Raw genomic sequence first — 253 nt, 5'->3', positions numbered from 1 at the left:
GCATAGATAAACGAACCACTGGATATAAGCGTCGTCAAGAAGCTCAAAAGAAAGCGACAGAAACCATGTTTACTTTACTTCACTCTCTACCCTTGCAAAAATTAAAAGCACAAACGCTCCTTTTTGACAGCTGGTTCGGTCACGCTTCTGTGATCAAGCAAGTGGTAACGGATTATCCATTACACGTTATTTGTATGATAAAGCCCATGCGAGCGACCTATGGCTATCAAGGCGAACGCTACACGCTTAAGGA

The 253-nt window shown here is 43.1% G+C and carries 1 pseudogene; it reads left to right on the top strand.

Annotation, left to right across the window (positions count from 1 at the left end):
* Nucleotides 1-253 (top strand): annotated as a pseudogene (locus tag ACYQ2O_RS13670) (IS4 family transposase); the annotation flags it as partial.

Source organism: Alkalibacterium sp. m-11 (assembly GCF_054658155.1).
Note: the sequence above shows the minus strand (reverse complement) of the source record. Positions and strands in the feature narration are given on the sequence as shown.